The sequence below is a fragment of the Runella zeae DSM 19591 genome (assembly GCF_000423565.1).
Classification (GTDB): Bacteria; Bacteroidota; Bacteroidia; order Cytophagales; family Spirosomataceae; genus Runella; species Runella zeae.
On record NZ_AUIF01000057.1, the window covers coordinates 22,302 to 48,170 of the forward strand.

General features: G+C 41.6%; 18 protein-coding genes and 2 tRNA genes. 8 read left to right on the forward strand and 12 right to left on the reverse strand.

The genetic code is table 11. From position 1 onward, the window contains the following. Positions 1 to 145 precede the first annotated feature (145 nt). Positions 146 to 2,698: a M14 family metallopeptidase gene (locus G563_RS0115440; protein WP_028666113.1), complete on the forward strand. Its 2,553-nt coding sequence runs from the start codon at positions 146 to 148 to the stop codon at positions 2,696 to 2,698. Between the two features lie 443 nt (positions 2,699 to 3,141). Here the strand turns inward: G563_RS0115440 and G563_RS0115445 are convergent, their stop codons facing one another. The 6 genes from G563_RS0115445 to G563_RS0115470 form a co-directional block, all read right to left on the reverse strand. Next, positions 3,142 to 3,795, reverse strand: a complete 654-nt coding sequence (locus G563_RS0115445) for a DUF4391 domain-containing protein (protein WP_028666114.1) — start codon at positions 3,793 to 3,795, stop codon at positions 3,142 to 3,144. Beyond that, positions 3,796 to 7,023, reverse strand: coding sequence for a helicase-related protein (locus tag G563_RS0115450; protein ID WP_028666115.1), 3,228 nt, complete (start codon positions 7,021 to 7,023; stop codon positions 3,796 to 3,798). Positions 7,024 to 7,027: 4 nt separating this feature from the next. Further along, on the reverse strand, positions 7,028 to 11,026 hold the full coding sequence (locus tag G563_RS0115455) for a restriction endonuclease (protein WP_157585364.1): 3,999 nt from the start codon (positions 11,024 to 11,026) through the stop codon (positions 7,028 to 7,030). After that, positions 11,001 to 11,957 carry a type IV toxin-antitoxin system AbiEi family antitoxin gene (locus tag G563_RS0115460; protein WP_028666117.1) on the reverse strand — a complete coding sequence of 319 codons (957 nt, stop codon included), beginning with the start codon at positions 11,955 to 11,957 and terminating at the stop codon, positions 11,001 to 11,003. Before G563_RS0115460 ends, G563_RS0115455 begins: the two co-directional genes overlap by 26 nt. A gap of 65 nt (positions 11,958 to 12,022) precedes the next feature. After that, positions 12,023 to 14,080, reverse strand: a complete 2,058-nt coding sequence (locus G563_RS0115465; protein ID WP_028666118.1) for a site-specific DNA-methyltransferase — start codon at positions 14,078 to 14,080, stop codon at positions 12,023 to 12,025. 3 nt (positions 14,081 to 14,083) lie between these two features. After that, positions 14,084 to 14,281: a helix-turn-helix transcriptional regulator gene (locus G563_RS0115470; RefSeq protein ID WP_028666119.1), complete on the reverse strand. Its 198-nt coding sequence runs from the start codon at positions 14,279 to 14,281 to the stop codon at positions 14,084 to 14,086. Positions 14,282 to 14,544: 263 nt separating this feature from the next. Here G563_RS0115470 and G563_RS0115475 point away from each other — a divergent pair, with 263 nt between their 5' ends. Then, positions 14,545 to 14,964, forward strand: a complete 420-nt coding sequence (locus G563_RS0115475; protein ID WP_037327046.1) for a hypothetical protein — start codon at positions 14,545 to 14,547, stop codon at positions 14,962 to 14,964. After that, a complete protein-coding gene (locus G563_RS0115480) occupies positions 14,961 to 15,836 on the forward strand; it encodes a hypothetical protein (protein ID WP_028666121.1) in 876 nt (291 codons plus the stop codon). Before G563_RS0115475 ends, G563_RS0115480 begins: the two co-directional genes overlap by 4 nt. A 238-nt stretch (positions 15,837 to 16,074) precedes the next feature. On the opposite strand, the gene G563_RS0115485 is transcribed toward G563_RS0115480, so the two are convergent. Continuing rightward, positions 16,075 to 16,148: transfer RNA gene (locus tag G563_RS0115485), tRNA-Asp, on the reverse strand. A 117-nt stretch (positions 16,149 to 16,265) separates the two neighbouring features. Then, a tRNA-Asp gene (locus G563_RS0115490) sits at positions 16,266 to 16,339 on the reverse strand. A gap of 326 nt (positions 16,340 to 16,665) precedes the next feature. Here G563_RS0115490 and G563_RS0115500 point away from each other — a divergent pair. Further along, positions 16,666 to 17,766 carry a Nif3-like dinuclear metal center hexameric protein gene (locus tag G563_RS0115500; RefSeq protein ID WP_028666122.1) on the forward strand — a complete coding sequence of 367 codons (1,101 nt, stop codon included), beginning with the start codon at positions 16,666 to 16,668 and terminating at the stop codon, positions 17,764 to 17,766. 49 nt (positions 17,767 to 17,815) lie between these two features. Then, positions 17,816 to 18,547 carry a zinc ribbon domain-containing protein gene (locus tag G563_RS0115505; RefSeq protein ID WP_028666123.1) on the forward strand — a complete coding sequence of 244 codons (732 nt, stop codon included), beginning with the start codon at positions 17,816 to 17,818 and terminating at the stop codon, positions 18,545 to 18,547. An 86-nt stretch (positions 18,548 to 18,633) separates the two neighbouring features. On the opposite strand, the gene G563_RS0115510 is transcribed toward G563_RS0115505, so the two are convergent. Both G563_RS0115510 and G563_RS38450 read right to left on the reverse strand, forming a co-directional pair. Beyond that, complete coding sequence (locus tag G563_RS0115510) at positions 18,634 to 20,331, reverse strand: sodium:solute symporter family protein (RefSeq protein WP_028666124.1); 1,698 nt, start codon at positions 20,329 to 20,331, stop codon at positions 18,634 to 18,636. Positions 20,332 to 20,373: 42 nt separating this feature from the next. Beyond that, on the reverse strand, positions 20,374 to 20,514 hold the full coding sequence (locus tag G563_RS38450) for a hypothetical protein (protein WP_169579765.1): 141 nt from the start codon (positions 20,512 to 20,514) through the stop codon (positions 20,374 to 20,376). A 197-nt stretch (positions 20,515 to 20,711) separates the two neighbouring features. Between G563_RS38450 and G563_RS0115520 the strand changes: the two genes are divergently transcribed. From G563_RS0115520 to G563_RS0115530, 3 genes are read left to right on the forward strand one after another with little or no spacing between them, the layout of a single operon-like run. Next, positions 20,712 to 21,470 carry an SDR family NAD(P)-dependent oxidoreductase gene (locus G563_RS0115520; protein ID WP_028666125.1) on the forward strand — a complete coding sequence of 253 codons (759 nt, stop codon included), beginning with the start codon at positions 20,712 to 20,714 and terminating at the stop codon, positions 21,468 to 21,470. 53 nt (positions 21,471 to 21,523) lie between these two features. After that, positions 21,524 to 21,997, forward strand: a complete 474-nt coding sequence (locus G563_RS0115525) for a nuclear transport factor 2 family protein (protein ID WP_028666126.1) — start codon at positions 21,524 to 21,526, stop codon at positions 21,995 to 21,997. After that, positions 21,994 to 22,767, forward strand: a complete 774-nt coding sequence (locus G563_RS0115530) for an SDR family NAD(P)-dependent oxidoreductase (RefSeq protein ID WP_028666127.1) — start codon at positions 21,994 to 21,996, stop codon at positions 22,765 to 22,767. The genes G563_RS0115525 and G563_RS0115530 overlap by 4 nt, the downstream gene beginning before the upstream one ends. A gap of 29 nt (positions 22,768 to 22,796) precedes the next feature. On the opposite strand, the gene G563_RS0115535 is transcribed toward G563_RS0115530, so the two are convergent. After that, entirely contained in the window at positions 22,797 to 23,291 is a 495-nt protein-coding gene (locus G563_RS0115535) for a dihydrofolate reductase (protein WP_028666128.1), read from the reverse strand. Between the two features lie 188 nt (positions 23,292 to 23,479). Further along, a complete protein-coding gene (locus G563_RS0115540; protein WP_028666129.1) occupies positions 23,480 to 25,816 on the reverse strand; it encodes an OmpA family protein in 2,337 nt (778 codons plus the stop codon). Positions 25,817 to 25,869 lie beyond the last annotated feature (53 nt).

Here is a 25,869-nt window from a genome sequence, read left to right on the forward strand (position 1 = left end):
AACTCAAAAATACAAAAAAACAAACTATAGTGGCTAAAACTTAGGTGATAATATAATGGAGTAACAAAATTTTCTTTCAATAGAACAAAGGCCATCCACAAACCCCTATCTTTGGAATATCCTATTCATCATCAATCTCAACAATATGTTTAAACCTTTACTTTTTGCGTTCTTTTTTTACACATTTACCGTGTATAGTCAAAATGACTACTTTTTTGGCGGCAAAAAATTGAATCCTGCTATTCCTTCTCCTCAGCAGTATTTGGGCTACGCTATCGGCGATCACCAAACCCGCTACGACAAGCTAGTGGCTTATATGTACGAGCTCGACCGCCTCTCCGACCGCGTCAGTGTGAGTGTCATCGGCGAAACCTACGAGAAGCGTCCTCATCTGGTAGTGATGTTTTCGTCACCTTCCAATATTTCACAACTACCTCAAATACAGCAAGAGCGAACCAAACTCGTCAATCCTTCCGCACCCATGCCCGACATTTCCAAGATGCCGGTCTTGGTACAATTGGGGGCCAATGTACACGGCAACGAAACCTCCGGCGGCGAAGCCATGATTTTGGCGGCTTACTATCTGGCGGCTTCCGAAGAGGAAGAAGTAAAAAAGTGGCTCGACCATGCCGTAGTCTTCATCGAACCCGTACTCAATCCCGACGGTCGAGATCGCTTTGTGAGCTGGGTCAACCAAAACAAAGGCACTCCCCTTGTAGCTGACCCCAACGACCGCGAACACAATGAAGTATGGCCTGGTGGACGTACCAATCACTACTGGTTTGACCTCAACCGCGATTGGTACCTTGCCGTACACGTAGAAAGCCAAAACCGCCTTAAATTTTATCATCAATGGCTTCCCAATGTTGTCACGGATCATCACGAAATGGGAACCAACGCCACTTTTTTCTTCGAACCTTCCAAAGAAAATGCCGAAAACCCACTGATACCGGCTTATGTTTACAAAACCCTCAATACCAAATTTGCCAAATACTACGAAAATGCCCTCAATGCGATTGGGTCGCTGTATTATACCAAAGAATCCTTCGACAACCTTTATCCTGGCTATGGGTCAAGCTATCCCGATATTCAGGGAGGATTGGGGCTATTGTTTGAACAAGCTAGTTCGCGTGGGTACATTCAAGATAGTCAGCATGGCCCTGTGACCTTCGCTTTTACCATTCGCAACCAATTGGTATGTGCTTTAGCTACCTGTCAAGCAGCCGTAGACGAACGTCAAAATCTGCTTAAATTTCAACGCGATTTTTTTGCTAGTGCGGTCAGTGATGCCAACAAGCAACCCATCAAAGGATACATCGTAGGCGACAATCAGGATGCGAACAAGCTCAAAAAATTTGCCCAATTTTTATTGTACCATCAAATCGAAAGCTATCAACTTTCTGACAACTTAAACACGGACGGAAAGACCTTTGAAAAAGGTAAAGCCTTGTTTGTTCCGACGGCGCAACCCCAATATCGAATGGTGCAGAGTATTTTTGAGAAGCCCACCAAATTTGCCGATAGCTTGTTTTATGACGCCTCCGCTTGGAATATGCCCCTGGCATTTGGTCTTACACATGCCGAACTCAAAACCCTCCCTGCCAAAAACACCCGCCTTACCGAAGATTTCCTAAAAACTCCCACGGTTGCCCCTGTTAAGTCTGAATATGCTTATTTGTTAGATTTTTCTGATTTTATGGCGACCAAAGCCCTGTATAAATTATTAGAACACAACATCACCACCAAAGTAGCGATGCGTACTTTCAAAATTGGGGACAAAAACTACGGGCATGGCTCATTGATGATACCCGTACAAGGGCAACGCCTCAACGCTACTACGCTTTTTGAAACAATAAAAACAATCGGGCAAGAAGCACAAGTTAATTTTGTAGGAATTCCTAGCGGTTTTAGTCAAAGCGGAATTGATTTGGGAAGCAACAATTTCCAGAAAGTAACCAAACCCGAAGCCCTCATCGTAACGGGCCAAGGAGTAGCAAGCTATGAAGCGGGCGAAGTGTGGTATTGGCTTGATACCCACGTAGGAATGCCCATCACGAAAGTTGACATAGCGACCTTGCCCCGCCTCAACCTCAGTCGCTACAACGTCATCGTGATGGTATCGGGTCAATATGATCGCTCCTTAGCGCCCAAAATCAAACAGTGGGTAGCGAATGGCGGCACGCTCATTACCCTCAAAACGGCCACTGAATGGGCACTCAAAAACGACATTGCCCACGAAACCCTCCGTATCCGTAATATATCTGATTCGAGCAAAAATATTCGCGTCAATTACGAAGATGCGGCCGCCAACGAAGGCGCTCAAAATACGGGAGGTACTATGTTTGAAGCTGACATTGACATCACACATCCGATTGGATTTGGGTACAAAAACCGAAAAATAACCCTTTACCGAAATGGCAACACGCTACTAGAACCTTCCAAAAATCCCTACAGCACCGTAGTACAGTATTCTGACAAACCTTGGCTGACGGGATATGTTCACCCTCAAACCCTCAAAAAAATCAGTGGCTCGGCGGGTGTGCTCGTCTCACCCGAAGGCAGCGGCCGTACCATTCTCTTTGCCGACAATCCTAATTTCAGAGGCGTGTGGTATGGTACCGAAAAGATGTTTTTAAACGCTATTTTCTTTGGGGCAAATATTTCGACCCCTACTCCCTTGGGGGCCAAAGAAGAGTAATATCTTCCATAAATTAGGGGAGATAGTCACTAACCAAAAAAGCTCAGAAAAATCTGGGCTTTTTTGGGTTCTGGACGAGGCTGGGAAGTACATCTGATTATAAGTTAGTACAGTGTTAGCTAAGTTTCTTTAAATTTTACCCGCCGATTGGCGCAGATTGAAAGTCGCAAAAAACGCAGATTAAGTAAATGTGCGAATTTGAAAATGAGTTAATTTGAAAATAAAATCCTGACAATCAAACAATTAAATCGCTTCAAAAATTCAGTTTAATTTTGCATAATTACTTATTGGCTATATGCCCCCCTTTTTTCGGCGAAAATCTGCGCTTGCATTATTCAGCGCACTTCTGCGGGTAAAAAACAAAACTATTTACTTAACAATGTATTAGTGAATTAAATAAACTCTAATTTTTGTATAAAATCAGGTAATTAAGGTTATAAAAATCAAGACATTTGCAGCTCATCCAACTCCTTCTCTTTAGCTTTCAATTTTAAATTCAACTCCACTTTTCGATTAAATTGTTTACAGGATGCGATATTTGCTTTAAGCTTTGCTATATCTTTTTCAATGGCCTGTATCTGCCGTTTAAATTCTACCAAATCCTGCAAAGTTTTAGGTTGCACTTCCGATTGTTCAGATAACTGTATGCAAAAATCTTTATAAACAGCCTCCAGACTCTTTTTCAATCGAAAAGAATACTTGTTTTCTGAGGGAACGAACCATGTTGTCCTGAAAGTCCAATCTATTACTGAATTATCTTCGTTAACTGGATGAGGGTGTTTGGTTGAAGTAGACAGGTAGATACTGTCCTCAAATTCTACCACGAAAACAATGCTGTAAGGAATGGCTTTGTCTATAATGTCAAGTAGAGGCTGAATATCTTCCTTTACTTTTAACTCTACCTTAAAAACCTGAATTTCCTGAACTTGACCTGGTTCCAAATTAATGGTATCAGACGAAAGCTTATAGACCCAACTCATACGGGAAATGAGGTCTGTAAATAACTTCTTCTGCTTTACGTTAGTATAAGCATCAAAAGCATTTTTAGGAATTACTTTATTTACTTTGGCAGTTGGAGGCAGATTGAATATCTCCATTTATCGCACGATTAGAAATGAAATAAGGTTAAAATCTTCAATACCTTTGAACTTATCTTTAAGAGCTGTGGTACCTCCTGCTTTGAATAAACTGAAAATTTCTTTTTCTTCTTCTGTTCGAAGTATGGTACCAATACTCTGTTTTAAAAGCGAAGAATAGGCTTCCATATTATGGTATTCATCCGTTTGAACACTCAACGCTTCACAAAGTTCTGTCAGAGGTTCACTTTTGCCTTTACACAACATACGCATGGCATCCAGAATTTTTTTTGATTCTACATGATTAAGATAAAGCTCACCGGAGTTTTTAATGTAGACCAAATAATAAGGATGCAGGCGATTGAGCTTCTTTATATTAACTCCTGAGTTCACATTTTTCAACACAAAGATAACCCCCGATTGTAAAAGTTCTGTCGATTCTACTACCGCATGAAGTCCCTCAGGTACATGGTTTAATTCTCCATAGGTCTTGATGTAATTGGTAAGGTCAACCCGGAAATCATTTAGCCCAAGATCAGTAATACTTACTCCTTCTCTTAACTCTTCCAAGTCAATCACTTCATCCTGTAACTTTTGAAGCTGTATTTTACGGTATTCTAAATCTTTTTCATCTGTATTGAGAATATTATCATCTCCCGTGCTTGCCATATTGCTTATCAGCATTCGGCTTTCTACACGCTGTTTCAGGTTAATGTAGGCATCAAGGGTAACATCAGGCCAGAAATTGACCATGGTAATGCTCTCATTTTTCGATCCTATTCTATCTATTCGGCCAAAGCGTTGAATGATTCTTACGGGGTTCCAGTGAATATCATAATTAATCAGATAATCACAATCCTGTAAGTTCTGACCCTCTGAAATACAATCAGTGGCAATCAATAAATCAATGGATTCATTCAGTCGGGGATACAACTGGGCTTTATCTTTTGATAAGGGTGAAAAACAGGTAAGTAAGGCATTTAAGTCAGAAGATATGGTTTTAGCATTGCTTATTTTTCTTGAACCGGTTATTAACGCGGTATTGATGCCATACTTCTCTTTTAGATAACTTTGAATGTTTTCATACAGATAATTTGCCGTATCGGCAAAGGCGGTAAAAATAATAGCTTTCTTATTTCCTGGATTGAAAGGTTCTACTATTTTGTTATCCAAAAGAGCGATGAGTTGCTGGAGCTTATAATCTTTCTTACCCCAAATATCTACAATACTGTCCCACAATTGGTTAAGTATGATAAGGTCTTCATTTAAATCTTCCTTCCATTTTCGGGTATCCATATCAGAAACATGGACCTTTATTTTTCTGCCTATTACATTTTCTTCGTCACCCCAATCAGCTTCCCAGTCAAACTCTTCATCATTTAACTTTGCCTGAATTCCTTCATACTCCCCTTTCGCTCCCCGCTCTATGGTTTTTAGAGCATATTCAATTTGCGTAATAATCCCTTCCAGGGTAATTCTGAATGAATCTACCGAGCTTTCCAGACGCTTCATCAAATTGATACGCATCAGAATTTGGAGGCTTTTTTCCCGGTCAATTTGGGTTAATTTCCCTGATTTTACCGTTTTGTCGTATAAATCTGCGTAAAATGTAATCTTGCTTGGTAAAATATAATTAAGTGGCGAATAAATGGAAAGATTCAGTAAAGTGAGTTTTTCTGCAATATCCACGTAGGTGGCTTCATCATGTTCCGTTAAAGGGCTTTGAATAGATACAGGCTTATTTCTTTCAGGGAATTTGCCTATTGCCGTTGTATCATAATAAGTGGTGATGTGCTTTCTAGACCGGGCAATGGTTAGAGAGTCAAGAATCTCAAAAAAATCAAAATCAAGAATATCCAAGAGTTTTTCGGTGGTGCGCTGAGCAGTATCGTACTTGCTCCAACTATTGAAAGCTACCTGTGCCCTTCGGAATACTACCTCAATCCCTTTTTCTGTATTCAATTTACGGTCAATGTTGGCGGCATTTCCTTCATAGGCCAACGCCAACTGATTTTTAAGGTCATTAAAACGGTTATTAACGGGGGTAGCGGAAAGCATAAGTACTTTTGTTTCGATGCCTTCCTGGATGATTTTTCGGACTAATTTTTGGTACCTGTTTTCCTTACTAATCACCGTATTGTTATTCCTGAAGTTGTGGGATTCATCAATGACAACAAGCCCATAATTGCCCCAGTTGACGGATTCAAGGTTACGACCATTACTCATCCCTTTTTCCCGACCGAGGTCCGTGTGGAAAAGTACATCGTATCGAAGGCGATCTCCAGATAAAAAATTGTTTTTATCATTATGGCGATACATGTTCCAGTTGGCTTCCAGTTTTTTGGGGCAAAGGACCAAAACATCTTTATTACGCATCTCGTAATATTTTATAATCCCGAGGGCCGAAAAGGTTTTACCTAATCCAACACTATCGGCCAAAATACACCCATTATATTTCTCAAGTTTGTTGATAGCCCCAATGACGGCATCTCTTTGGAAGTTATAGAGTTTACTCCAAATAATGGTGTCTTTAAAACCTATTTGGTCATTGGGCAAAGTATCCAGGGACATATCTTGCAGAAAGTCGTTGAAAATATTGTACAGAGTAATGAAGTAAATCAACTCCGGGCTATTTTCTTTATAAGCACTTTCAAAGTAGTTCTGCACTTTTTGGGTTACATCTTTTAAATCTTCCTCATTCTCCCAAATTTGATTAAACCACTCCAGATACGCTTGGCTGTCGGGGTAATCTGACTTCTGAATGAGCGTCGGGAAGCCTTTTTTGTGGGTAATTCCCAAATCAGAAGTGGTAAAACTGCTCACATTTGAATAGGCGAATTCTTCCGTATTCGGGTTTTGGACATGAATCATGCCGTTGATAGGAAGATTGTAGTGCTTATTGGATTTAAAAACAACCTTTTCTTTCACCCATTTAGAACACTCCCGTGCAATGGCCCTTTGGTTCAGCTGGTTTTTTAATCGCAATTCAAATTCTCCGCCACACAATTCCGTTTCCTTGTAGATATGGGGAATGTAAAATAAGCGACTTTGCTTCGTGAAGTTTTCTTCAATAAAGGCCGGAGAGCTAAATACGAACCGTAATTCATCTATTTTGTCCAGTTCTTTTTTTAATGCTTCATACGCGTAAATTGAAAAAGAAGAAGCTGCAATGCTCAGCTTACTGCCTTTCTTAATGCTTCCCTTTAAGTCATCGCCTAAACGACTGTTTACGTTGTCAATCAGTTTCATACGACTACTTCAATTGTACAATGTCCATCAGCTTTCCATAACTGCTTATTTTCTCAAATTTAACTTCTCCGGCACTTATTTCTTTAAAGTGCTCGGTAGCACAATGAATTTTAAGCTTTTCTATTTCTCGCAGTTCCATGTCAGAGTCTGTACCTTTGGTTTCGGTCACAAAATAAATGTGGCGTACTTTTTCTTTATCAAAAACAATCGCCCAGTCGGGACTGTAATTGGCCACCGGTGTAGAAATATAAAAGCTTTTGGGCAGTTTGGCGTAGACTACCACCTCTGTGCTGTTTTCCAGTGCTTTTGCAAAATCTGATTCAATGGCAGAATCGGAATTGAGGTAATCATATATGTGCTTTTTCAATAATTCGGCATTCCGAAGTACCGATTTATCGTTGGCAAATACGGTTTTGGCGTCATGCCTTTCTTCAATTTTATGATAAACAATGTTGTTGATAATCAGGCTCGCCTTTACATCGTTGATGAGCCGGCTGCACTTGGCAATGAATTCTTCGGGGTTCTTGCGCAGCAGTAGAAACTTTTCCTCTTTGATTGCTTTCAGGATTGCCACAATAGTGGCTCTGGTTAAATGAGTACGAACTTCTATTTCACCCACAATGTCGTACACTGCGTTGGTGTACAGGTCGTTTTTAAGTTTAAGACTTTGCCGTTCTGATTCTTTAATCAAAGAGCCTTCCTGCATTTGCTCTTTGGTACCATCCTGTAACTCCCCCGTTTTAACCTCATAAGCTCGGTCACCAATATGCAGCTGGGCGTTGATTCTGACTTTGCTGTCGTGTATCAGCTTTTCAGAATCAAACTGTACTTCATAGATACTTTTTAGGTTGATTTTTTCCCAAAGTGCCTGAAATTCTTTCTTTTTGAAGTTTTGATTGGTGTTGAGTACAATGGTCTGCCTTTCATCTACTGCCTTAAATGCTTCTCCCGTATAGACTGACCTAAGCAACTTAACGACAGAATCTCTAAAGTGCTCTAGTTTTTCGGGTAGGGGGACTTTATTTTGCTCTATCAACTCTCTGCCCTCAGGCGTAATTTTATCATCGTCGTCGATTATATCGTGCTTATAGAGCAGTTTATTCAACTTTTTGGCATCGTCTTCGGTAAGTCGGTATTCTTCTTCTTTTTCATTGCGTACCACCTTTCCCACAAAATACTTTACTTCCGCTTTTTGCGGGCGGTCTTTGAGGGTGGCCGCAATCTCCTGCTGTAAGCCTCTGGCAAATGCTTCATAACTTTCTGAAGCAATGACCGTAAGTTTGTTTATTTCGTGTACTTGGTCGCCTACGGCTTCAAAGTCTAAGCGATTCCCGTTGGCGTTGACACACAAGCGCATCCCCCGTCCCACCTCCTGTCTTCTTCGGGTTTGGCTTCCACTGTCAGCATTTTTCAAGGCGCATATCTGAAATACGTTAGGATTGTCCCAGCCTTCTTTCAGAGCAGAGTGAGAGAAGATAAACCGTACGGGTTCCTCAAAACTCATCAGGCGCTCTTTATCCTTCATAATGAGATCGTAAGCTGAAATATCATCCGATTCTTCACTTCCTTTCTTTAAGGTTGGGTCAATGGATTTGCCCTTTTTATCAATGGAAAAATACCCTTCGTGTATCCTGTGCGCTTCATCTCGCTTCAGGTATTCTTCATAACTGCTTGGCATATAGCCTCTATGCACTTGACTTGGATCGGTAGCATGAAGGTACTCGTTGTATTCCTGCTGAAAAAGGTCTAAGAAATCACTGCGGACGAGATTGTACTCCTCTTCAAAGATTTTGGCGTATTCTCCCAACGCCTGCTCACCTGCGTCATCATATACCCGGTATTTTTCAACTGAATCAATGAAGAAAAGGGAAAGCACTTTAACACCACTTTCAAAGAGTTGTTTCTCCTTTTGCAGGTGTGACTTGATACATTCCCGTATCTGCACTCTGCGAAAAGTACTTTCATCTTTATCATTATGAATATCGCCGGGGTAAATGTCCTCGCCACCAACGACTACTTTGTTGAGATAACCGTTTATTTCGGTGATTGTCTGGTTTTTGTACGCGGGAATATTGCCCGAAAGTTCATAAAGGTTGGCTCCTTCACTTAATTTCTGCCGCACTTTTTTGATTCCTTCGCCTGCTCTTTTTTCAAATTCCACCACGGCAAAGGGCGGTTTGGTGGTACTAAGGCTGATTTGCTCCAAATACAGGTAGCCGGTGGTACCGGTAGAACCTTTCAGACTGATGCCCTTTACCTGTATTTTCTTCACGAGGCGTTTGTTGTAGGCATCCAGGGCATCCAATCGAAACACTTTGTTGTATTCTACTTTGTGGGTGGCTGAATAGCGCAGCGTAAACAACGGATTGAAGTCTTGCATACTTCTGAGGGTTTTGTCTCCATCCACAGATTGCGGCTCGTCAATGATCAGGATAGGATTGGTTTGGGCAATAATATCAATCGGTTTGCGGGTACCAAATTGGTCCAGTTCCTGATAAATTCTTCGGGCATCGGCGCCGTTTGCATTGAAGGCCTGCGTATTGATAATCATGACGCTGATGCGACTGTCGGACGCAAAATTTTCTATGTCCTGAGGGCGGCCTGAATTATAAATAAAGGGGCTGATTTTGTGCCCGTACAGCTCCTGAAAGTGGTCTTGGGTGACTTCAAACGACTTTAAAACTCCTTCCCGAATGGCAATACTCGGCACTATGACAATGTACTTACTCCAGCCGTATTGTTTGTGAAGATCATACATGGTGCGGATGTAGGTATAGGTTTTTCCCGTACCCGTTTCCATTTCAATGGTGAAGTTGTAGCCTAAATGTACTCCCTTGGGGCGCTCTATCTGTTGACTTTCGTGCAGGTCGTTTTGCTGCTGTACTGCCTGAATGTTTTTGAGTATTTGTGAGTCGGAAAGTTGAATGGGGCTGTTGCGGTAGCCTATTTCTTCCAATACCACAACTTCTGCCTGTGGAGCCCCTCCGGCGGCGGCTATTTTAGCTTTTCTCAATAAATCTTTTGCTCTTTCCAACGTAAATCGGTTGGTTTTGAGGGGCTGTCCCGCAAAGCAATCAACAATGGCTTTTACCGCCTGAACCTGAAAGTCCTGCTCTTTAAATTGTAACTTCATTTTACCTGTCAGTGTATCAAACGATTTTTTATTCGTGTATTTCAGGCCTTTTTGAAAAGCGCTCAGTACTTCTACGCTGTAACTTATTTCCCAACCCTTTATTTGTGCCCACCTTTGAGCGATAGGTGAAGTCTCCGGCGTCCTTAGCTGCGTTTCAATAAGACCGGATATTCTGCCAAAGAGTGCTTCATTTTGCCTAATGAAGAATACGGCTTTTCTTCCCAAAACTTCAGCGGCAATTTTCAGTCGGTCAAACTCCTCCGATTCTAAAAATGTGTCGTGGTAATGGTCCAGTATCTCCTCTTCATTCAAATCATAATAATGGTCTATGATTTTCAGGATGTCGGCTATATCATTTTCACGCTCTTCCGGGCGGTCGCTCCAAGCCACCAGCTTCAACAATACCATTCCCGGCAACGTCGGAATACCTATTACTTTTTCCTCTATATGTACCTGTTCGGCATTCTGAAGCACTTCTGTAAATCCCAAAACATGTAAGTACGAGTACATTTTTGCAAACCGGACTGTATCGTTTTGCGCAATTTCTCCAAAAGGCAAAATATCTATCACAGCGTTTTTGTCAGCGTAATAGAAGGTCCAAGGCGCTGATATTTTTTCAAATTTTCTTTTTTCCAGCTCGGCTACAATTTGCTCATACTGCGGCATATCGGAGACCATGACGGCAAAATCAATGTCTTTGGTAGAACGCCCGGGTAAGATGCCTTGCTTCAACAGTTGAAGGGCAATGGCATTGGCTCCAATCAAATAGAATGGTACCTGAAGTTCCGACATGACTTCATCAATCTGATCGAACACCTCCCTGAAGTAGGGGATGGCCAGTTCTTTATAGGTTTGGTTCGATAAATTCATGATAGATCATTTGCGCGGTTTCCGTATTTCGCTTGCCGCCTTCCAATACTAAATCGGCATAGACAATGAGTGGAGGAGCGGTTTTGAATTGTTCTACCTCCCAGAAAGCCTCATACACGTATATTTCACCTTTGGCATCCGGAACTATTCGGTAGTTTCTGATCAATTCATTTCGGCTTTCCTTGGTATAAAGCGTCAGTTTCTCCGCTCGCAGATAGTTTGTCAACAGCTCCCCTGCCGGCTCTCCTCCCCATACGGTTGTGGCCTTTAGTGGCAGTGTTCTCCAGTCTGATTTACAGGTATATCGGCCTAAGGCAAGTTTGGGTTTTAGGACTAACTCATAGTTTTCGATAAATTTATCCAGCAGCCCTTTACGATTGTCCCATATGTATTTTCCTTTGGTATAAGGGAGCAAAAATTTAAGCTTGGTCAGCCCCTCTATCACCTGTGGGATGTTTCCTAAAGCCACACCGGTTTTTTCGGCAATGATGCGTTGCGGCTCGTTGACCAACTCAGGATTCTGCCACAATTGAAACAGCACTTTTAGCCCTGTTTTGGTAAAAGCTCGGTTTCCGGTCTCTTTTTTGACGGTAAGGGCTTTCATTCCTTCTATCCAGACAAACACCCCGTTGTGGTTGATGTAGGCATTCCCGCTTTCTTCGATGTAGGCGATACGGTTTTCTCGTAAGCCCTGGCGAATGGCAGGGGGTATTTGTTGAGCCAACAGTATCAAAGGAAAGAAGCCTTCGGCGCGTCCAATGGGCACGTGCTGTACTCTTTTCTTTACGTCTGCTCTGAACCGAAGCGATTTCCCGTTGATGGTCAACTCTAAAAATGGACCCGTTTGACCCCTTTTATCAATCCATTGGCAGTCAAACCCGGTGTTTGCTTTAAAAGCTTCCGGGATGTTTTCAGATAGCGTCTCTTCCATGATAGGTATGTTTGTTCACAAATATACAATGTTCAAAATAAATGAACAAACCAAATTTGTGAACATCAGAGCACTTTCATTTCAGTATCAGGACTGAGCTGTTTCAACAATTGCTTTACGTTCACTTTGGCGGTATCGTCTTTAAAGCCACTATCGCGGAATACAATACGCAACGGACGATCCTTGGCTATCTCTTTGGCAAAGGCTTCATCAATGCCTCTATCAAAGCAGGCATAGAGAGAATTTTCGGCTACTTTAAATACCCGCTTACCAAAAACGGTCGTTTGCTCTATTTTGAGGCTCAGCGGCAGGCCCCAATCCAGCATCACTTGAGCCAGTAAATCATCGGCTGTACGGTCGGGCTTTACGTTATCGGCAAACATATCTAAAGTACGCTGCGAATATTCCTGCGGTTTGTAGTACACATCCTGCATGTTGCTATCGGCAAGGCGATATACTCGGAAGCCCGTGTCTAAGTTGTCAATGCTTGATTGCAAATCGGCGATTTCTTCTTTTAATTCTTCTATTTTAGGGTCTTCCATTAAAGATAATTGCCCATTCAGCGCCTTGTCCAATTCGTTTTTTTTGGCAGTAAGAAGTGACACTTTTTCATTTACTATTTGCTTCGCAGCTCTACGAATACGTTCTTTTCCTATCTCACAAATATTTTTATAGCCTGATTTGTAAGCTTCACTTTTTTCGTCTGTTTCTTCAGGAACTTGAACCAAAATAAATTTCCTCTTACCTTTATCTTCAGTATTTAACTGTAATAATGCATGGGCAGAAGAGGATGAGCCTGCAAAAAAATCAAGAAGTAAATCTTTATCTTTTAAAATAAAATCAAAAAATTGAGACAAGAATTTTACTGGTTTAGGATTTGTAAAAATCCTTTTTGAACCAGTAAAAACGTTTTTTAAATCATAAGAGCCGATTCGCCCATCAAACTCAACAATACTGCTCAATTTTTCTGAATATTCAGAAGCATAGAGCTTTAGTTCAATTATTTTAGATTCATCATCACCAAATAATATTTTACCTTTAGCTAATAAATCTTCAATAGTTGAAGGAGGAAATCTATAACCCATTAGAGGCTGTTGACATGGTTTTTGAGTTACAGGGTGAATAATGTCATAACGATAACCTTCCCTACCTGGATTGTGGACACTTTGGCTGCCTGTATAAATCCCATCTTTATCAATATATTTATATCTATCTAACGGCCATAATTCATGTTTATGTTCTCTAAACCACTTAGTATAAGCCTGCTGCAAATCATCATGGTTTTCGTATGTAGAATTTAACTCTTTCCCGATTTTAATTAACAAATTTTTTACGTCCGAAATTTTACTTTTCCAAACAGGAGCAAGCAAATTTTTATTTTTGGCAAAAACTAAGATATATTCATGCTCAATAGCTATCTGAGTTGGATTATTATCTGTTGCATTATTCCAAATGATAGTACCTAACCAATTATCTTCCCCTAAAATTTCATCACAAATCTTCCTTAAATTATGAATCTCATGATCATCAATTGATATAAATATCACACCATCATTGGTGAGAAGGTTTCTTGCCAACTTTAATCGTGTGTACATCATTGATAACCAATCGGAATGGTAACGGCCAGCGGTTTCTGGATTGGCTATTAAGCGTTGGTTATATTCGTCTTTTTGGCCGCTTTCAAAAAGTTCTTTTACTTTATCTCCTGTAAAATTGTCTTGATAAACAAAGTCTTTGCCTGTATTGTAAGGCGGGTCGATGTAGATCATTTTTATTTTGTTCAGGTAGCTTTCCTGCAAGAGTTTGAGCACTTCGAGGTTGTCGCCTTCTATGTAGAGGTTTTCGGTGGTGTCAAAGTTTACGGAGTCTTCGCGTACGGGGCGCAGGGTTTTGGTGGTGGGCAAGTTGGCCGTTACGATAGCTTCGCGCTTACCGGGCCACTCCAGGCGGTAGCGTTCTTTGGTGCCTTCTACCACGGCGTGGTTGAGTTCTTGCTTCAATAAGTCAAAATCAATGGCTTTTCCTTCGGCACTTTCGGTCACGCAATGGGGAAAAAGGGCGGCCAATTTCTCAAAATTTTCATTCACCAAATCGGGTGAACGCATATCCATTCTATCTTCCATGTATCAATTTTCTTTGTTAGAGATAATGAGGTCTTTTACATCAATGTCCAATAGGTTTGCAATCGCATAAAGAATTTCCAGCCGTGGTTGCTGTCGGTTTTGCACGTAGGCATTGACCATGTTGTAGCTTTTGCCCAACTGCTCCGCCAGCCACGTTTGCTTAATTCCCTTTTCTTCAAGTACTTCCTTAATTCTGTTCATTTGATTGAAGTATGAAACCGCAAAATAGTAAAAACGGCTTCTATATCTTGTTTTTTGAGATAAGAAAAGTGTATTTTTTCATTGTTCAGGGCATTTTTCAGACCCTTTGACCCGTAAAGAATCGGCCCAGTTTTATGCCTGATTTCGGCTATTTTACCACTTGATAACTAAAACGGCATCTTTTGGGCAATATGCTTGAAAGCTTGGGAGGCAGGTGATTAGATTTGATAAAGAAAATCAGTTTACTAATAACTCAACAACTCATGGAAAATAAACTCAGAATCGAACTAACGGCTCAGGAGCTTGAGCAACTCATTGGCGACCTGCACACTTCAACTGAGAAGTCGGAGGCATTAATGGATATACTTACCGAAAAGTTTTTTACGAGCGTAGCCCCGGAAGTGAAAGCATCCCTTACTGAGGATTCACTCGCCGCAGAGGTGTGGGCACTGATTACCCGCGCTATTTCTATCCTGACGGGAAGGCCACAGGGAAGTATTAAACCCGAAAATAGGCTTGTCACTCTCGGTATGACCTCTAATAAGATAGAGCACCTGAGGATTCATATCAATCAATTTATTAATAAAAAGGGGAGTAAGAAATTTATCACGGCTACCGATATGGACAAAATTAACACTGTCGGCGAATTGCACGCGCTCACTTTAACCAAGTTGAAGCCATGAAAAAAGGAATAACACTTGTATTGTTTTGGGTTGTTTTTGGAGCTGAAGCACAAAACAAGTTTTTTGAACGCTTTTCAGTAGTTCAAACTTTTCAGAACCAATTGGCGAAAGAAGAAGCAGCTTATGTAAACTTGGTTTTTCCAAAAGATGATACCAGTAGTATAAACCATAGTTTTGCAATAGGCGTTAACATTCTTAGTAAGGACTTAAAATATACACGGCTTCGACCTTTTTTTGAATGGCAAAAAAATACCCTTCTTAAAGATAAACAGGATGTTATATTTAGCGGATTAGATTTCCAAATATTTTTTTGGGATGTTTTAGACACCTCAAACAAGCACGCACATCGTATCTGGACGCCTTACCTTTCGGCGAAAGTAAATTACAAAAAAGATAACGTAAAAAAGACAGAAGGAACACAGGGGAGTTTGTATTTCTCGCCTGAATTTAATAGAAATTTATGTAGATTTTTTCTAATGCCGGGAGTAATGGTTCAAAATGACTCTAGTACTGTACGTTTTTATTATGATATATATGCAGGTGTAGAATATGAAGACAGAAATACCTTAGATATTCCATCAAACGGAGATGTATGGCGTTTGGCTTACAGGCTCACGGCAAATTTAACGTTATGGGATAGGGTTGAGATTATTCCTGACTATATAAATCGTCGTTTATTGTACCAGACTACCGATGCTGAAAAAAACCAGAGTGAGTTTTTTAAAATATCCTTTAACTTGAAACTTGCAGAGAAGAAAAATAACAATATTGGCGATTTAAAGGTAGGTCTGGATTTTGTAAAGGGTGTCGACCCTACAAAAGGTTTTGATAATCAGCAGGTAACTACGCTTACGTTTAAAATTAAAATATAGTAGCACCTATCTATTTCTATCTCCAGTTATCATATTTGTATGTATACTATATAAAACTCAAAACCCACGTTACAGGCCTGTAACGTGGATTTTGAGGGAAAAAGAATAGATAATTGTGTAAATAATCAGCCCAAAAGCGGTAAATGCGTCGTCGCACCGCCCCAACTCCATGCGTGACAAGCTTATCTCAAAAGCACCATATAAACAAAAAAAGCCCAGATTTCTCTGAGCTTCCTAGCGGTCCGGACGGGACTCGAACCCGCGACCCCATGCGTGACAGGCATGTATTCTAACCAACTGAACTACCGGACCAAAATGTAATAAAAGAACGTTACTCAAAACCTTGTTGGCGGTCCGGACGGGACTCGAAGCGAAACGTCGCACCGCCGCAACTCCATGCGTGACAAGCATGTATTTTTAAGTTTTTAGCGGTCCGGACGGGACTCGAACCCGCGACCCCATGCGTGACAGGCATGTATTCTAACCAACTGAACTACCGGACCAATTATTTTTCGTCTTTTGTAAACTTTACGTGACAGGCATGTATGCTAAACAACCGCCAAACGCTTTGTGAACTACCGGACCAATTATTTTTTGTCTTTTGCAAACTTTGCGTGACAGGCATGTATTCTAAAACAACCGCCAAACGCTTTGTGAACTACCGGACTTTTTTACTTTTTGCGTTTTGGTTTCGCTGAAAGTGGTGCAAAAGTAGTATTTTAAACGTTCAGTGCAATACTTTCTAGCAAGAAAATTACGCTTTTTTCTAAAAAAATTCTTAAATCGCCATCATAATTCTGATTATTAAATAGTTACAAAATCATTAAAAATGTCGAAAATTAAAGAAATTACATCCTTTCTCGAAACTATCGCCCCTCTTCCCTATCAAGAAAGCTACGACAATGCCGGCCTCATTGTCGGAAACCCCGCTCAGGAGGTCACGGGTGTACTCGTGACACTCGATGCCACCGAAGCCGTCGTGGAAGAAGCTCTAGCCAAAGGCTGTAATCTTATCGTTGCCCACCACCCTATCGTCTTTAAAGGCCTTAAAAAATTCAACGGCAACAACTATGTCGAACGTACGGTCATTAAAGCTATCAAAAACGATGTAGCTATTTATGCTACTCATACCAATCTCGATCACGTAGTAGGAGGTGTCAATTTTATGATTGCGGAGCGCCTCGGCCTTCAAAACCCCAGCATCTTGGCACCCAAAAACAACCTACTTATGAAGTTAGTGTGTTTTGTACCTATCGATGCTACCCAGCAAGTAGCCGATGCACTTTATGAGGCGGGTGTAGGCCAAATCGGCAACTACGACCATTGTAGTTTTAGGGTAGAAGGTACGGGCACTTTTCGCCCCAACGAACTCGCCAATCCTCATATTGGTCACAGGGGGCAAGACGAAACCGTCACTGAACACCGCCTTGAGGTTATTTTTCCTAGTTATCTTGAAAGCAAAGTAATCGCTACTCTAAAACAAGCCCATCCTTATGAAGAAGTAGCCCACTATCTTACGTTACTTCAAAATCAAAACCAAGAAGTGGGTGCGGGAGCTGTGGGCACTTTATCTGAAGCTCTCTCAAGCGAAGATTTCTTAGTATATCTCAAACAAAAAATGCAGTTAAAAATCATCCGACATACCGCTCTTATTAAAAACACCATTCAAAAAGTAGCGGTCTGCGGGGGCGCGGGAGGTTTTTTGCTTCGGGATGCTATCCAAGCAGGTGCCGACGTTTTTATTACTTCTGATTACAAATATCACGAATTTTTCGATGCCGACAGCCGTATTCTTATTTGTGATATTGGCCACTATGAAAGCGAAGTTTTTACAAAAGAATTGTTATATCGATATTTGTCCAAAAAATTCACTAATTTTGCGACAATTTTGTCAGAAACAATCACGAATCCAGTTTTTTATCATATCTGATAAGATTTCATAAATCGCAAATTGTAAATCGTAAATACGCACATACTGAATGGAACTGACCGTTGCGCAGAAATTAGACCTACTGCTTAAATTGCAGGAAATTGACTCTCAATTGGATGACATCAAAAAAATTAGGGGGGACTTGCCCGAAGAAGTAAGAGATTTAGAAGATGACATTGCGGGATTTGAGACCCGCATCGGGAAGTTTAACAGTGAAATCAGTGCACTTGATGAGGAAATAAGCCGTCATAAAGCTGCCAAAAAAGATGCGGAGAAGTTGATTGCTCGCTATAAGGAGCAACAAATGAATGTTCGCAACAACCGTGAATACGATGCCATCACCAAAGAGATGGAACTTCAAACGCTCGAAATTGAATTGGCTGAGAAAAAAATACGCGAAGCTGATTTTAAAATAAAAGCAAAGAAAGAAGAGATTTCAGCCACTGATTCTCTTTTGAAAGAGCGCCGCGAAGACCTTAAAGCTAAAAAACAAGAGCTCGACGTCATCACTTCTGAAAGCCACGAAGACGAAAAGAAATTGTTAGAAAAACGCGATCTTCAAGCTACTAAAGTAGAAGACCGTCTTTATAAGTCTTACATGAAAATCCGTACAAACTCTGGCAATGGCTTGGGTGTCGTAACCGTCAAAAGAGGTGCTTGTGGTGGATGTTTCAACGTGGTTCCTCCTCAACGTCAAGCTGATATCCGGGAAAAGAAAAAAATCATTGTGTGTGAACACTGTGGTCGTATCTTGGCCGATGTAGATACTGAATACAAATAGCTAAGTTTGCCTTCTATAAACAGAAAATCCCGCGCCTAGGCGCGGGATTTTCTGTTTATAGAAATTACTTCTTATATTCTTTGATCTCAACCCACTTTGTTTTCTTTGCCCATTATTTGTTGATATCCCCAGGCAAAACCTATCACCAACAAGCAGCCGATAACATTGAGCCACAAAAAGGCCGTTAGGTCAAACCACCAACACAATACCACGGCGATTTCGGCGAGTACAGCCCCCCAGAAAGTAGCCCTTCCTCCCAGTTTTTTGAAATAAAAAGCGACCAAAAATATCCCCAGAATAACGCCATAAAAAAGCGACCCTAAAATATTGACGGCCTCAATCATACTTCCTAGCTTACTGGCATATTGAGCTACTATCACACAGAAAATCCCCCAGCCAATCGTGGCTAAACGCGAAGCATTTAAAAAATGATTTTCTGAGCCTTCTTTACGATAAAATCGCTTGTAAATATCAATCACCGTCGTAGAGGCAAGTGAGTTGTAAGCCGCCGCAATCGACCCCATAGATGCACTAAAGATGACCGCTATCAAGAGTCCAATCAATCCAATAGGCAATCTATCCAGTACAAATCTCAAAAAGACATAATTGACATCGCTCGTATCTGCCGTGGGGTTGTTTTTTTTAATCAATGCCACGGCTTCACTTTTTAGCTCTTTTTTGGCTTTATCGGCTTCATTGATGGTATTTTGCCAACGCTCTACTTCCGACGATTGATCTTTTTCAAGGGCCTGAGCCAAATTATCAACCGCCTCCCGTTGATTACTTACCAAACGTTGATGCTTTGTTTCAAGACTCTCATAATCAGCCGCATATTGACTACTTTTTAGTTTATCGATTTCGACTTGATTAAAAAACAAGGGGGCGGGATTGTATTGATAATACACAAAAACCAATATTCCTACCAGCAAAATCAAAAACTGCATCGGGATTTTGAGTAGACCATTCATCATCAAACCCAAACGGCTCTGCCCAATAGACTGCCCTGTCAAATAGCGTCCGACTTGTGACTGATCCGTGCCAAAGTAAGACAATTGAAGAAAAAAGCCACCAATCAAACCCGACCAAAGATTGTAACGGCTATTGGGGTCAAAATGAAAATCGATGGTATTGATACGCCCGGCCTTTCCCGCGATTTTGAGAGCATCTACAAAGCCTACTTCAGCCGGCAATAAATGCACCACCATATACCCTGCCACAAACATGGCCACTGTTACGATGATCATCTGTTGCAAATGCGTATGAGAAATGGCTTTGGTCCCACCCGAAACTGTGTATACCAATACGACGGTACCCATTAAGATATTGGTCCAAGTCAAATCCCACCCCAATATAGTAGCAAGGATGATAGAAGGTGCATAAATAGAAAGCCCCGTAGACAAGCCACGCGAAAGCAAAAAAAGAATTACTGTAAATATCCTTACCCGACCGTCAAAACGAGTTTCGAGGAATTCGTAGGCAGTAAAGACTTTGAGTCTATGAAATATCGGAACAAAGGTGATACTCAGCACCACCATTGCTAAAGGAAGCCCAAAATAAAACTGAACAAAGCGCATACCATCAGCAAAACCTTGTCCGGGTGCAGACAAAAAAGTAATGGCACTCGCTTGGGTGGCCATTACCGAAAAACACACATGATACCAAGGAAGAGATTGATTAGCGATAAGATAATCCTCAATGTTTTGTTTTCCACGGCTACGATACATGCCATAAATGACAATAAAACTGAGGGTTCCTATCAGTACAAGCCAATCGATAAAACTCATTTGTAAAAAGGTTAGGGATGAAAAATAATAGTAAGGTGAGGATTACGAAAAGTAACGCATCATCAGATAAAATAGCACAATAAGTACAAACAATGTACCAATTACTACAGCATACATCTGAGGCCAATTTTTAATAAAAGGTGGAAGACCATCTCGGCTATTTTCGGGTGAATTTTGCTCCATAGGGTGTTAGGTTTTAAACCAAAATTTGTTTTACAATAAAAAAATAACCAAAATGCGTGCCGTAAAAATACTTCTAATCCAGAAGTATGATAATATGTACTTATAGAAAGTCAAAAAAGACGCCTAAATCGTACAAAAAACTGATTCAACAACATTTCTCTTGTAAAATAAACCCTTTCACTCTATCTACTTATTGCATGATTTTCCAAAATCAAGTAGTCATCATCACGGGCGGCTGCTCAGGACTGGGTCGAGCCGCTGCGTTGAAATTTGCCCAGCAAGGAGCCAAAGTTTTTGTTGCAGACCTTTCTGAAAAGGAAGGCGACGAACTAGTAGAAACCTTGACTCAATTGGGTACAGAAGCGGCCTTCGCCCGTATCGACGTCAGAGATGTAGAAGATGTTCAACGCATGATTGAAGACTGCACGAGGCGGTTTGGCGACATTCACATTCTGGTCAACAGTGCTGGTATCTTAGGACCCCGTACACGTACCGAGCGCTATGCCCTCCATGATTTCAGACAAGTACTAGAAGTCAATGTAGTAGGATTGTTTAATTGTATGCAAGCGGTACTTCCTCATTTTTTGGCTAAAAAAAAGGGCAACATTGTCAATATCGCTTCTGTGGCAGGGCTCAATGGTTTTGCAGGACATGTAGGTTATAGTGCCAGCAAACACGCCGTAGTAGGTATCACCCGCACGGCTGCCCTCGAATACGCCAAGCATGGCATTCGTATCAATGCCGTATGTCCGGCTTTTACGCTTACGCCTATGCTAGAAGCAGCTATGCTCAACGACGATACAAATTACCTCGACGCCTTGCAAAATGCCATTCCGATGAAGCGTTTTGCCCAACCCGAAGAAATCGCCGATGCCATTTTATACGTAGCATCTCCTGCTGCTTCTTTCATGACAGGCCATACGCTGGTTTTGGATGGGGGGCTGACAACCACTTAATACAGATTCTCATCTTTTAGATATTTGTTTTCGAACCGATAAAGTCTCCTATCATGCATCCTCATCAAGCACTTATCGAGCGCTTTTATACAGCCTTCCAACAAAAGGATTATCTCACTATGCAGCAATGCTACCATCCAGATGTTCGGTTTTCAGACCCTGTATTTCCTAAGTTAAAAGGCGCAGAAGCAGGACTCATGTGGCAAATGCTTCTAAGTCGTAGTCAAGATTTTCAAATGACTTTTAGCAATGTTGAAGCCAATGCTCAAAAAGGCAGCTGCGATTGGGTAGCTACTTACACTTTTACTTCCACCGGACGATTGGTAAAAAATGTCGTACACGCAGAATTTTTGTTTAAAGATGGACTCATCTCACGGCACGACGACCACTTTAGTTTTTATGAATGGGCATCTCAAGCATTAGGTTTTACTGGAAAACTATTGGGATGGAGTCGTTATTTGGAAGAAAAAATACAAACCAAAGCAGCGGAAGGCCTTCAAAAATTTATCCAACAAACCAATCCATGAATACACAAGCATTAGAACTTTTTAACCTAACGGGCAAAGTAGCCCTCATTACAGGCGCAAGCAAAGGCATAGGTGAGCAATGTGCTCGTTTTTTTGCCCAAGTGGGCGCCAAGGTCGTCATCAGTAGTCGCCGCCAAGCTGACCTTGACCAGCTAGCAAATGACATCCGTCAGGAGGGTGGAGAAGTGACTGCAATCGAAGCACGTATGGGCGACGAAATTCAAACCAAACATCTTTTTGACAAAACTATCGACATCTACGGTGGTATTGATATATTGGTCAACAACGCCGCTGCCAATCCTTACTATGGTCCTACAGTAGATTGTCCAGATAGCGCCTATGAAAAAATCATGGATATTAACGTCAAAGCACCTTTTCAGCTATGCAAAATGGTACACCCTATCATGAAACTGAGAGGTGGGGGGAGTATTATCAATATCAGTAGTATTGCGGCACTTACTCCAGACCCCGGCCTGGGAATATATAGTGTGAGTAAAGCCGCACTCAATATGCTCACCAAAGTTTTTGCCAAAGAATGGGGACAAGATGATATTAGGGTCAACGCTGTGTGTCCGGGGCTTATCAAAACCAAATTCAGCAAAGCGCTCTGGGAAGATCCCAAAACATTGGCGCATTTTACGAAGCGATTACCCATTTCGCGCATGGGCACCGTCGACGAAGTAGCCGCCTTGGTACTGTACTTGGCATCAGAAGCTTCAGCTTATACCACAGGAGCTGTATTTACGGTAGACGGCGGAACTACCATATAACCCATGCAGTAGGGGTTGTTTTTTTGGAACTAACCCCTACGCTCATATACCAAAAACGAATAAGCATATGCATGCTGCGCATCCACCGGAAAATCGTGCGAAGAAATTACCCTAAAATCTTTATCAGAGAATTCGGGAAAATGCGCATCTCCCTCAAACACTCCATGCACGACTGTCAGGTGAATACAATCGGCTAGTGGTAAAGCTTGTCTAAAAATCTCCTCCCCTCCTATCACAAACACTTCTTTATCGTCTTTGCATTTCTGCAATGCTTCCTGCAAACTTCCCGCCCGTTCGAAGCCTTCCTCCAGCGGAAAGTCTGTTTGACGTGTAATCACAAAATTCCCACTCTCAGAGGCCAATCTATCGGGAGTATCATAACTCTTACGCCCCATTATCATTCTACAACCTTGAGTGACCTTAAAAAAATTATCCCAATCATTGGGTAAATGAGGCCAAGGCAATCGGCCCTGATTCCCGATAACTCTATTTTCGGACATCGCCGCAATCAGTGAAATTCGCATGACATATAGAGGTTTTGAATGTGCCATAAAATGTTGGCTTTAAAGACAAAGTAATTTTAGGCAGCTACATACAACCTAAAACTAAACGCTACTTAGGTATAAAACAAAACAGCGAGGCAAATGTTGCCCCGCTGTCTGTTCCCTATTTATAATTCAGCTACTTTTGCTCTTCATCAAATGGACAAGGATTAGTTACTTGACAGTTCCTGTCCACCTTCGGGTCTGACTGATAAAATCTTGAACTCAGTACGGCGGTTGAGGCGGTGGTCAGCCTCATCGCATTGGGCTCCGTCTATACAGTCATTTACGAGTTCGCTTTCACCATATCCACGGGCTTCCAGACGAGCCGGCGTGATTCCTTTTCTTACGAGATAGTCAAACGCAGCTCTAGCACGGCGCTCCGACAGACGGAGGTTATAGGTATCGCTAGCGCGGCTATCAGTAAATGAACGCAACTCGATTTTCATTTGTGGATACTTTTTCATCAAAGCCACCACTTTGTCTAATTCTCTAGCTGCTTCTGGGCGGATAAAGAACTTATCCAAATCGTAGTAGATATTATCCAGCGTAAACACATCGCCAGTGCCATACATGCTCAAATCGCTTTCTACCACTTTACGTTTGTTCTTTTTGTTTTTACCAATAGTCTGCTCATTGGTAGCCAAATCCTGCCCTTCAGCTCGTAAGTCGTAGTTACGGTTAGGATCTACTTCAAACTCGTAACCACCATCCGAACCCGTCACTACTGTTTTTTCTTGGCCAGTTTTCTGATCTCTCAGCGTTACTTTTACGCCTTCTTGAGGTGCTTGGTTTACCTCCCGCTTAACAGTCCCTCTCAAGATAGTAGCTTCGCTTTTGTTTAGGTAAATCGATACACTCATTTGAGGTTTACTTGACTGCGTAAGCGTGGAAAAAAGCACGTTGTTTGTAGCATAGCCTTCTTTTATGGCTTTAAAGTCATATTCGGTCTGCGCTTCTAAACATATCTTAGTAGCTCCGTCGATTCCGGTTTGTTGAATATCTTGGTTCGAACCGTTTTTAACAATCCTGACATCCGCTCCCTCGATGGGTGAGCCTGTCTTGGCATCCAAGACCAAAATTTCGAGCGGGCGACAAGTACGTTTGAAACTGTAGATATTATCGTCTGACACACCTTTTACGCGGTTTGAGCTAAAGTAGCCTGTGCCTCTATCGTGGTCGGTAATGAGCCCAAAATCATCTTTTTCTGAATTGATAGGTGCGCCCAAATTTTGTACTCCTTTGTAAGCAATACCGTCTTTAAGTTCGGCAAAGAAAATATCTAGTCCACCAAGTCCCTCATGTCCGTCAGAAGCAAAATAAAGGTTTCCACTGCTATCAATGAAAGGAAACATCTCATTGCCTTCGGTATTTACTTCTTTGCCCAAGTTGACTGGCGTTCCCCATTGTCCATTGTTATATTCAACAACATACACGTCAGTACCACCATAGCCACCAGGCATATCTGATACAAAATAGAGCTTCGAATCATCGGGCGAAAGAGCTGGGTGTCCACAAGAAAAATCATTGTTATTGAATGGCAATTCTTTCACATTTCCCCAATCTTTTCCTTTTTGGTCAGCGATAAAAAGCTTCAACTTGTTTACTCCGTCGTTGCTCTTGCGGGCTTTACCACTATTATAATTGTTTCTTGTAAAAACTACTTTTGAAAAATCTTTAAAGAAAGAGGCAGGTCCTTCGTGGTATTTGGTATTGAGGGTACGGCTAAACTTCTCTGCTTTTGTTTTGGGCAAAGGTAAATCTTCGCTTGCACCAGCCATCGCATCATTGCTCAAAGCCCCTGAACTACCGCCGTTGGCAGAGCCTCCACTCAGGGAGGCGGTGTTGGTACGATATACTTCACGTACCCCTTTCAATGCTGAAGTATCAGGCGTAAAATATAAATCAAGAAAAGGAGTTTGATTCCAGTTAAACACCCTTTTGATAACACCACTCTCAGCTCTCGACGACACAAACACCAGCCCGCCTTTATAATACATCGGACTAAAATCAGCTTGGCGTGAGTTAATCGGCAAGTACTCTACACGATACATGGCCGAGTCTTTATAGAAACGATTCATGTCCATGTAAGTCACCGTAAACTTACGACCCCGTAAATCAGCCGACTGCAATTCGGCGTATTTACTGTACATTTTTTGGGACTCTCGGTACTTACCATTACTTGCCAAGGCTTGCGCATAGTAAAGGTAGTTTCGGCTGTCGGCGTCATTATAGTTAGCAACTAGCTCACTATAAATACGTTCGGCATTGCGAGTGTCTTGAAGACGGCGATAACTGTACGCTAGTTTTTCTAGTGCTTCTTTGCGTTCTACAGGATCGCTCTTCTTGTCGGTTCTCAAAAACTCCTCATAACCCCTCACGGCGTCAGAGTAGCTATAATCATCAAATGCCCGATTGGCTGACCTAAGTCGTGCAGTTTGGGCGAAGGCGTTGAGTGTCAATAGGGTTAGAGCAAGTCCCAACGCGATTTTACCTACGGTTCTCATGTTGCAAAAGTGTTACAGTAGCAGGAAAATAGGATTCTCTTCTTAGTCACTAC